The sequence below is a fragment of the Pseudomonas sp. GD03858 genome, from assembly GCF_029840925.1.
GTDB lineage: Bacteria > Pseudomonadota > Gammaproteobacteria > Pseudomonadales > Pseudomonadaceae > Aquipseudomonas.
Map to the genome: position 1 here is coordinate 21,030 of NZ_JAOCDM010000064.1, position 9,098 is coordinate 30,127.

Sequence of the window (9,098 nt, forward strand, 5' to 3'; positions counted from 1 at the left end):
GAACCGGGGCTTTTTCATGTCGCTACAACGGATTAACCGTTGAACACATCATCCACGCTTTTCAGCGGGTAGTGCTTCGGATACGGCAGGGTGGCCACGCCGGACTCGATGGCGGCCTTGGCCACGGCATCGGAAACCACGGTGATCAGGCGTGCATCCAGCGGCTTCGGAATGATGTACTCGCGACCGAACTCCAGGGCCTGCACGCCGTAGGCGTCGCAGACTTCCTTGGGCACTGGCAGCTTGGCCAGGTCCTTCAGGGCGATGGCGGCGGCGATCTTCATTTCTTCGTTGATGCGCTTGGCGCGAACGTCCAGGGCACCGCGGAAGATGAACGGGAAGCCCAGCACGTTGTTGACCTGGTTCGGGTAGTCGGAGCGACCGGTGGCCATGATCACATCGCTGCGGGTGGCGTGGGCCAGCTCCGGCTTGATTTCCGGATCCGGGTTCGAGCAGGCGAACACGATCGGGTTGGCCGCCATCGACTTCAGGCCTTCGGGGCTCAGCAGGTTCGGACCAGACAGGCCGACGAACACGTCGGCACCGTCCAGGGCGTCGGCCAGGGTGCGCTTGTCGGTGGCGTGGGCGAACTGGGCCTTGTACTGGTTCAGGTCGTCACGGCCGGCGTGGATCACACCGCTACGGTCGATCATGAAGATGTTCTCGACCTTGGCGCCCATGCTCACCAGCAGCTTCATGCAGGAGATGGCCGCGGCGCCGGCACCCAGGCAGACGATCTTGGCGTCTTCGAGTTTCTTGCCGGCGATTTCCAGGGCGTTGATCATGCCGGCGGCGGTAACGATCGCGGTGCCGTGCTGGTCATCGTGGAATACCGGGATGTCGCACTGCTCGATCAGGGTGCGCTCGATCTCGAAGCACTCCGGTGCCTTGATGTCTTCGAGGTTGATGCCGCCGAAGGTGATGGAGATGCGGCGAACGGTGTCGATGAAGGCCTGCGGGCTTTCCGATTCGACTTCGATGTCGAACACGTCGATACCGGCGAAACGCTTGAACAGAACACCCTTGCCTTCCATGACCGGCTTCGAGGCCAGCGGACCCAGGTCACCCAGACCAAGGATCGCGGTACCGTCGGAAATCACCGCGACCAGGTTGCCCTTGCCGGTGTATTTGTAGGCCAGCTCCGGATCACGGCCGATCTCGCGCACAGGCTCGGCGACGCCCGGGCTGTAGGCCAGGGCGAGGTCACGGGCGGTGGCGGTTGGCTTGGAGAGCTCGACGCTCAGTTTCCCCGGACGAGGCTGAGCGTGGTATTCGAGAGCGGCGGTTTTCAGGTCTGACATGATGGGCATTCCGCTATTTACTGTTCTGACGGACCGCCGAGGATACGCAAAGTGCCGGGGGGCGACAAGACTGCCCGGTCACTATGTGTCAAGGCCTTTAGCCTACGACTTTACGCTATAACCCACGGGGCTTACGGGAGCCAGTGTGTACAATCCAATAGCAAAATGTCTACAACTATTTAGCCAGAAAGGCGCTCCAACATGCTCGGGTCGGTCAAGGGCAACACCCAGCGCCGCTGCCCAGGCTTGAGCCCTCCCTTGCGGGAACGGTCCAGCACCCAGCCACGCGCCTCGACCTGGCGCCCCTTGAGGTTAGCGAAGAAGCTGGCAGGGAAGTTGCGCTGCAGACGAGCGGGTATCTGCAGCACCACGGCGTCGTCGAGTTCCAGCCAGACACCGCCGCGATTGCGTTCGATGCCGTTGATTTTGCCGCCGATGACGGCAAAGCCAGACTGCCGCAGATCCTGCGTCCGCTGCACCGGCGACTGCCGCCAGATCCCCGCTCTGGCCTTGCGCGCCTGCTGCTCGGCCTGCTGCTGGCACGCCGCCAAGTCCACGTTGGGCGCAACGGCGACCCGGTAGCCAAGGCCTTCGCTGAGCAGTTGCGCCTCCATATTGTCGCCATTGCGGCTATACAGATGCGCCAGGGTGCGCCCGTACTTGTCCTTGGACTCGACACCCGGAACCAGCCCGACACGGCCGTCGCTGGCCTTGACCAGCGCCTGCAGCCGCTGCTTCGCCGCCTCGGCATAGGGTTCGCTGGTCCGCCCCTTGCGCCCGATCTCAGGGGCGTTGATACCGATCAGCCGCACACTGCGGCCGTCGACCAGGCGCACGGTGTCGCCGTCGACCACGCTGCGCACGGCCACCTGTTGTGGCTGACCGGGTAGCGGACAGAACGCTTGCGCGGGAAAGTGCCAGATCGCGCCCACAAAAAAGGCGCTCACGAGGAGCGCCTTCTTTTGCGGCAACGCGAACCTCGAAAGATTCGCCATGCGCATGATTACTTCTTGGTACCGAACATACCGAAGCGATCGGCGAACTTCTGTACGCGACCACCGGTGTCCAGGACTTTCTGCTTACCGGTGTAGAACGGGTGGCACAGGTTGCAAACGTCGATCGCCAGGACGCTGCCCAGGGTCGAACGGGTTTCAAACTTGTTGCCGCAGCTGCAGGTGACTGCAACTACTTCGTAGTTCGGATGAATATCTGCTTTCATGGTCACTTCCTCGAGCTGCGTGCCGCCACCCAACACCTATTGTTGAATACCGCACGTAATTAGGCGGCGAATAATACCAGAGCGCCGGGCCAACGCAAGTTGTCGCTTGCACCGACCGTCGTCTGCTAGGCTCGCCTGATTCGTGAAATACCCTCCAGAGACCTTCCGCGTGTCCGACGTCATCCTGCGCCTTGCCTTGCCCTCGCCCCTGCGTCGCCTGTTCGACTACCGGGCCACCGCGAGCATGGCGCGCCAGGCACTGACCCCCGGCATGCGCATCCGCGTGCCGTTTGGCCGCCGCGAGATGATCGGCGTGCTGGTGGAAGTCGCCGAGCGCAGCGAAGTGCCCGCCGACAAGCTCAAGCCGGCCAGCGCGCTGCTCGACCCGGTCTCGCCACTGCCACCGGCGCTGTTCAGGCTGTGCCTGTGGACAGCCCAGTACTACCAGCACAGCCTGGGCGACACCCTGAACTGGGCGCTGCCGACCCTGCTGCGCCAGGGCGAACCCGCCGAGGCGCGCCAGGAGCGCTTCTGGCACGTCGCCTCCGGCGCACGCCTGGAAGACCCTCGCATCGCCCGCGCGCCGCGCCAGCGCGACGCCCTCAAGACCCTGTCGCAACACCCGCACGGCGTGGCCCACAGCCTGCTGAGCAAGCTCGGCCTGAACAAGGACAGCCTCGACCTGCTGCTGGCCAAGGAGCTGGTCGAGGTCGAGGTGCGGCGCCACCTCCCTGCTCCCCGCCACGAGCACTGGCTGGCGCAGCCGGAACTGCCGCTCAACGACGAGCAGCGCGCGGCCTTCGAGGCCGTGCGTGCAGGTTTCGGCGCGTTCCACGCCTTCCTGCTGGCCGGCGTCACCGGCAGCGGCAAGACCGAGGTGTACCTGCAACTGATTCGTGAAACCCTCGAAGCCGGCAAACAGGCCCTGATCCTGATTCCCGAGATCAACCTCGGCCCGCAGACCCTGCAACGCTTCGAGCAACGCTTCAACGCGCGCATCGCCCTGCTGCACTCGGCGGTGGGCGACCGCGAGCGCCTGGATGCCTGGCTGGCGGCCCGCGACGGCGACGCCGACATCATCATCGGCACTCGCTCGGCGCTGTTCACGCCGATGAAGAACCCGGGCCTGATCATCATCGACGAGGAACACGACGGTTCCTATAAACAGCAGGAAGGCCTGCGCTACCACGCCCGCGACCTGGCCGTGGTGCGGGCACACCAGGAAAACATCCCGATCCTGCTGGGCTCGGCCACACCGTCGCTGGAAAGCCTGCACAACGCCCACAGCGGCCGTTACGGCCTGTTGCGCATGAATCAGCGCGCCGGTGGCGCCAAGGCCCCACGTTTCCTGCGCCTGGACGTGCGCAGCCTGCCGCTGGACAGCGGTATCAGCGGCCCGCTGCAGCAAGCCATCCGCCAGACGCTGGAAGCTGGCCAGCAAGTGCTGGTATTTCTCAACCGCCGCGGTTTCGCCCCTACGTTGCTGTGCCACGACTGCGGCTGGCTCTCCGAGTGCCCGCGCTGCGACGCGCGCATGACCGTGCATCAGCGCTCCGCCGTGCTGCGCTGTCACCATTGCGGCTACGACGAGCGCCTGCCGCTGCAGTGCCCGCAGTGCGCCCACGTCGACCTGCGCCCGGTGGGCGCCGGCACCGAGCGGGCCGAGGAGCGCCTGAAGGTGCTGTTCCCCGAGTACCCGATCCTGCGTGTGGACCGCGACAGCACCTCGCGCAAGGACGCCATGCACAACCTGTTCGCCACCATCCAGCGCGGCCAGCCGAGCATCCTGGTCGGCACCCAGATGCTGGCCAAGGGGCACCACTTTCCGCGGGTCACCCTGGTGGCCATCCTCGACGCCGACGGCGGGCTGTTCTCCGGCGACTTCCGCGCCAGCGAGCGCATGGCCCAGCTGATCGTGCAGGTCGCCGGGCGGGCCGGGCGGGCCGAGGAGCCGGGCAAGGTGATCGTGCAGACCCACCTGGCGGACCACCCGCTGCTGGTGCAACTGACCGAGCAGGGCTACTTCGCCTTCGCCGAGCAGGCGCTGAGCGAGCGCCGCGCCGCCGGCCTGCCACCCTTCGCCCACCTGGCGCTGCTGCGCGCCGATGCGCACAAGCCAGGCCAGGCCGAGGGCTTTCTCGACGAGGCCTGCGCCGCCGCCGAGCGCGTGCTCGCCGAGCAAGGCCTGCACGGCATCGAGCTGCTGGGGCCGGTCCCGGCGCCCATGGAGCGACGGGCGGGGCGCTTCCGTGCGCAATTGTTGCTCCAGGCCAATGCCCGGGCACCGCTGCATCGACTGATCAGTGCCTGGTTGCTAGTGTTGGAGCAGATGCCTTCGGGGCGGCAAGTACGCTGGTCGCTGGATGTCGACCCGGTCGACCTTTATTGAGCGGCAAGCGGCAAGCTGCAAGCGGCAAGCGGCAAGCTGCAAGCTGCAAGCTGCAAGCAAGAGCATTACGGATGCGATGCTGCTTTTTCTTGCCGCTTGCCGCTTGCAGCTTGCAGCTTGCCGCTCAAAGGTTGGCAACCCGCCCCCGGCAACGGATAATGCCCAGTTTTTCCACCTGCGCATCGAAGCGCTGCACCGCGCTTGCGGTCGAAAAGAGAACCCCATGAAAGACACCATTCGCCAGCTGATCCAGCAAGCCCTCACCCAACTCGTCACCGACGGTGTGCTGCCTGACGGGCTGACGCCGGCGATCCAGGTGGAAAACGCCCGGGACAAGACCCACGGTGACTTCGCCAGCAACATCGCCATGATGCTGGCCAAGCCGGCCGGCATGAAGCCACGCGACCTGGCCGAGAAGCTCATCGAGGCCCTGCCGGCCAGCGCCGACATCACCAAGGTCGAGATCGCAGGTCCTGGCTTCCTGAACTTCTTCCAGAACACCGACGCCCTGGCCTCCCGCCTGGACGCGGCCCTGGCCGATGGGCACCTGGGCGTGCGCAAGGCCGGCCCGACCGAGAAGGTGGTGATCGACATGTCGGCGCCGAACCTGGCCAAGGAGATGCATGTCGGCCACCTGCGCTCGACCATCATCGGCGACAGCGTGGCCCGCGTACTGGAGTTCCTTGGCGACACGGTGGTCCGCCAGAACCACGTGGGCGACTGGGGCACCCAGTTCGGCATGCTGCTGGCCTACCTCGAAGAGAACCCGATCACCAGCGACGAGCTGTCGGACCTGGAGAACTTCTACCGCGCCGCCAAGAAGCGCTTCGACGAGTCCGAGGACTTCGCCACCCGCGCTCGCGGCCTGGTGGTCAAGCTGCAGGCCGGCGACCCAGAGTGCATGGCCCTGTGGACGCGCTTCAAGGACATCTCGCTGTCGCACTGCCAGAAGACCTACGAGCTGCTCAACGTCAAGCTGACCATGGCCGACGTGATGGGCGAGAGCGCCTACAACGCCGACCTGGCCAACGTGGTCGCCGACCTCAAGGCCAAGAGCCTGCTGGTCGAGGACCAGGGCGCCCAGTGCGTGTTCCTCGAGGAATTCAAGAATGCCGAGGGCGAGCCGCTGCCGGTGATCGTGCAGAAGGCCGACGGCGGCTACCTGTACGCCACCACCGACCTGGCCGCCGTGCGCTATCGCAGCAATAAACTGAACGCCGATCGCGCCCTGTACTTCGTCGACCAACGTCAGGCCCTGCACTTCAACCAGGTGTTCGAAGTGGCCCGCCGCGCCGGCTTCATCGGCCATCCGATGAAAATGGAGCACATGGGCTTCGGCACCATGAACGGCGCCGATGGCCGTCCGTTCAAGACCCGCGACGGCGGCACCGTCAAGCTGATCGACCTGCTGACCGAGGCCAAAGACCGCGCCTACGCGCTGGTCAAGGAAAAGAACCCGTCGCTGGCCGAGGACGAACTGCGCCACATCGGCGAAGTGGTCGGCATCGGCGCGGTCAAGTACGCCGACCTGTCGAAGCACCGCACCAGCGACTACAGCTTCAACTTCGAGCTGATGCTCAACTTCGAAGGCAACACCGCCCCGTACCTGCTGTACGCCTACACCCGCGTGGCTGGCGTGTTCCGCAAACTGGGCAAGGGTTTCGACGAAGTCGAGGGCAAGATCGTCCTGCAGGCGGCCCACGAGCAGGACCTCGCCGCGCGCCTGGCGCAGTTCGGCGAAATCCTGAACAACGTCGCCGAAAAAGGCACGCCACACGTGCTGTGCAGCTACCTGTACGACCTCGCCGGCCTATTCTCCAGCTTCTACGAGAACTGCCCGATCCTGTCCGCCGAAACCGCCGAACAGCAGCAGAGCCGCCTGCGCCTGGCCGCCCTGACCGGTCGCACCCTCAAGCAGGGCCTGGAGCTGCTCGGCCTGGAAACCCTGGAGCGCATGTAAGTTGGCTGCAAAGAAAAAGCCCGCGCCGAAGCGCGGCGCCAGCCGTCACCAGCCACCCGCCAAGCAGCCGATCCCGGGCTGGGTGTGGCTGGCGGTCGGCCTGACCGTGGGTGCATTCATCGTGTTCCTGATGAAGCTCGAACCGGGCGGCGAGGACATCAAGCGCACCAAGCCCGAGCAGCAAAAATCGGAGAAGGTCGAGGCGAGCAAGACCACCACCCCGACACCACAGCAGCCGGTGAAGCCGAAGTACGACTTCTATACCCTGCTGCCGGAGTCGGAGGTGATCGTGCCGCCAGAAGCGGTGCCAGAGAAGACGCCACCGGTTCCGGCGCAACCGCCCGTGCCGAGCACGCCGGTCACGCCCGCCGAAGCGGCGAAGATCGACACCGCTCGCGCCCAGGCCGCCCTGATGGGGCAGACGCCGCCGCCGGCCCCGCCGGTGATCAAGCCGGCGACCACCACCCAGTTCTTCCTGCAGGCCGGCTCGTTCCGCAAGCAGGCGGACGCCGACAAGGTCCGGGCGCAGATCATTCTGCTCGGCCAGGCGGTCAAGGTGGAGTCGGGCACGGTCAAGGAAGAGACCTGGTACCGCGTGATGGTCGGCCCGTTCAGCAACCGCGAACAGTTGACCGTGGCGCAGAAGCAACTGGCTGGCGCGGGCTTCAGCAACCTACTGCTGCAACAACGCCGCCAGTAAGCGCCAAGCTACGAGCTTCAAGCGTCAAGAAAAAGCAGGATCGACCTGTACCTCTTCTTGCAGCTTGTGGCTCGTAGCTTGCCGCTATCAAACCCGGCGCCGCTCGGCGTTGACCTGGGAAATCTGGCTGTTGAGCGTCCAGAAGTCGTACAGCACGCCCAGCAGGAACAAGCCGCCGGTGAACAGGTAGAGCAGCGCGCTGATCCACTTGCCCTGGTACAGGCGATGCACGCCGAAGATGCCCAGGAAGGTCAGGAGAATCCACGCCAGGTTGTAGTCCACGCCACCGGACTCGAAACGCATGTCCGCCTCGCGGTCCATCGACGGGATCAGGAACAGGTCGATCAACCAGCCGATGCCCAGCAAGCCCAGGGTGAAGAACCAGATCGTCCCGGTGATCGGCTTGCCGTAGTAGAAGCGGTGCGAGCCGGTGAAGCCGAATATCCACAACAGATAGCCGAGGACCTTGCTGTGGGTGTCGTGCGCAGGCGCACCCTGTTGATAACCATTCATTCGAAGCCCTCGTGGGTTAGCCGAAAATTTTCTAACGGAAAATGTGACTTTTCCGTTTCGACCCGACATATGGTACGTGGTCGAGCGACCAACGGATCAGAATTTGATCAAAAAGCTGTTATAAAGTTGCGCGCCAACACTTATAAGAGCTTCATCTATGCCACCTTTCTTCAAGACATGGCTGACCCTCTGCCTTTTATTGCCCCTGGCCGCCCACGCCACCAATCGTGAGCAACGACTTCCCAGCGGATTCACCGGCTACACGACCAATGCCGACACCTCGGTGAAACGCACCCCGATCCAGTACCGCAAAGCGACCTTGCAGGCCCGTCCGGCCAACGCCGCCAGGCAACATGACGTAGGCATGCAGGCCGTGGCGATGTCGCCGAAGCAGAGCAGCGAAGTGCTCAGCCGCGCGGTGAACGTACTCGGCACACCCTATCGCTGGGGTGGCAGCAGCCCGAAGAAAGGTTTCGACTGCAGCGGCCTGGTCAAATACGCCTTCAACGATGTGGCCGACGTCGATCTGCCGCGCACCTCCAATGCCATGGCTCAGGGCCAGGGCGTGCAGGTGGCCAAGAGCGACCTCAAGCCTGGCGACCTGATCTTCTTCAACATCAAGAGCCGCCGGGTCAACCATGTGGCCATCTACCTGGGCAACGATCGCTTCATTCACGCGCCACGCACCGGCAAGCGGGTGAGCATCGACAGCCTGGAGAAGCCTTACTGGCAGAAGCACTACGTGGTGGCCAAGCGAGTGCTGCCCAAGCAGCAACAGGCGCTGAGCCTGGCCAAGCGCTGAAACGCCCAGCAGTCCCTGCGGGAGATCGCCCAGCCCGTTGGACTGCCCTGTCGCACAGGGAACCATGCTTGCGCGGCCAGTGCGTACCCTGTGGGAGCGGCTTTAGCCGCGAAGCAAGCGACACGGTGGATGGCACCGGCTTCGCCGGTGTTCGCGGCTAAAACCGCTCCCACAGGTACCACGCCAACCTGTAGGAGCGGCCTTGCCGAGGCGT

General features: G+C 64.6%; 8 protein-coding genes. 4 read left to right on the top strand and 4 right to left on the bottom strand.

Annotated features, from left to right (window positions below; genetic code table 11):
* Positions 1 to 32: 32 nt before the first annotated feature.
* From N5D48_RS16650 to rpmE, 3 genes are all read right to left on the bottom strand, one after another.
* Positions 33 to 1,301: a malic enzyme-like NAD(P)-binding protein gene (locus N5D48_RS16650; RefSeq protein WP_279886257.1), complete on the bottom strand. Its 1,269-nt coding sequence runs from the start codon at positions 1,299 to 1,301 to the stop codon at positions 33 to 35.
* Between the two features lie 179 nt (positions 1,302 to 1,480).
* Positions 1,481 to 2,302 carry a thermonuclease family protein gene (locus N5D48_RS16655; protein ID WP_279886259.1) on the bottom strand — a complete coding sequence of 274 codons (822 nt, stop codon included), beginning with the start codon at positions 2,300 to 2,302 and terminating at the stop codon, positions 1,481 to 1,483.
* Positions 2,303 to 2,304: 2 nt separating this feature from the next.
* Positions 2,305 to 2,520 (bottom strand): 50S ribosomal protein L31, encoded by a 216-nt coding sequence (gene rpmE / locus N5D48_RS16660; protein WP_011531746.1) that lies wholly within the window; start codon positions 2,518 to 2,520, stop codon positions 2,305 to 2,307.
* Positions 2,521 to 2,689: 169 nt separating this feature from the next.
* On the opposite strand from rpmE, the gene N5D48_RS16665 reads away from it, so the two are divergent.
* From N5D48_RS16665 to N5D48_RS16675, 3 genes are all read left to right on the top strand, one after another.
* Positions 2,690 to 4,909, top strand: coding sequence for a primosomal protein N' (locus N5D48_RS16665; RefSeq protein ID WP_279886274.1), 2,220 nt, complete (start codon positions 2,690 to 2,692; stop codon positions 4,907 to 4,909).
* 223 nt (positions 4,910 to 5,132) lie between these two features.
* On the top strand, positions 5,133 to 6,869 hold the full coding sequence (argS, locus tag N5D48_RS16670; protein ID WP_279886261.1) for an arginine--tRNA ligase: 1,737 nt from the start codon (positions 5,133 to 5,135) through the stop codon (positions 6,867 to 6,869).
* A 1-nt stretch (position 6,870) separates the two neighbouring features.
* Positions 6,871 to 7,569 carry an SPOR domain-containing protein gene (locus N5D48_RS16675; RefSeq protein ID WP_279886264.1) on the top strand — a complete coding sequence of 233 codons (699 nt, stop codon included), beginning with the start codon at positions 6,871 to 6,873 and terminating at the stop codon, positions 7,567 to 7,569.
* An 87-nt stretch (positions 7,570 to 7,656) separates the two neighbouring features.
* Here N5D48_RS16675 and N5D48_RS16680 read toward each other — a convergent pair whose 3' ends face one another.
* On the bottom strand, positions 7,657 to 8,082 hold the full coding sequence (locus N5D48_RS16680; protein ID WP_279886269.1) for a TM2 domain-containing protein: 426 nt from the start codon (positions 8,080 to 8,082) through the stop codon (positions 7,657 to 7,659).
* 157 nt (positions 8,083 to 8,239) lie between these two features.
* Here N5D48_RS16680 and N5D48_RS16685 point away from each other — a divergent pair, with 157 nt between their 5' ends.
* Positions 8,240 to 8,884 carry an NlpC/P60 family protein gene (locus tag N5D48_RS16685; protein WP_279886272.1) on the top strand — a complete coding sequence of 215 codons (645 nt, stop codon included), beginning with the start codon at positions 8,240 to 8,242 and terminating at the stop codon, positions 8,882 to 8,884.
* Positions 8,885 to 9,098 lie beyond the last annotated feature (214 nt).

Excerpts from the sequence above, each read along its gene's own strand:
- N5D48_RS16680 (WP_279886269.1), bottom strand. The coding sequence starts at position 8,082 with ATGAATGGTTATCAACAGGGTGCGCCTGCGCACGACACCCACAGCAAG.
- N5D48_RS16685 (WP_279886272.1), top strand. The coding sequence starts at position 8,240 with ATGCCACCTTTCTTCAAGACATGGCTGACCCTCTGCCTTTTATTGCCC.
- N5D48_RS16655 (WP_279886259.1), bottom strand. The coding sequence starts at position 2,302 with ATGCGCATGGCGAATCTTTCGAGGTTCGCGTTGCCGCAAAAGAAGGCG.
- argS (WP_279886261.1), top strand. The coding sequence starts at position 5,133 with ATGAAAGACACCATTCGCCAGCTGATCCAGCAAGCCCTCACCCAACTC.
- rpmE (WP_011531746.1), bottom strand. The coding sequence starts at position 2,520 with ATGAAAGCAGATATTCATCCGAACTACGAAGTAGTTGCAGTCACCTGC.
- N5D48_RS16650 (WP_279886257.1), bottom strand. The coding sequence starts at position 1,301 with ATGTCAGACCTGAAAACCGCCGCTCTCGAATACCACGCTCAGCCTCGT.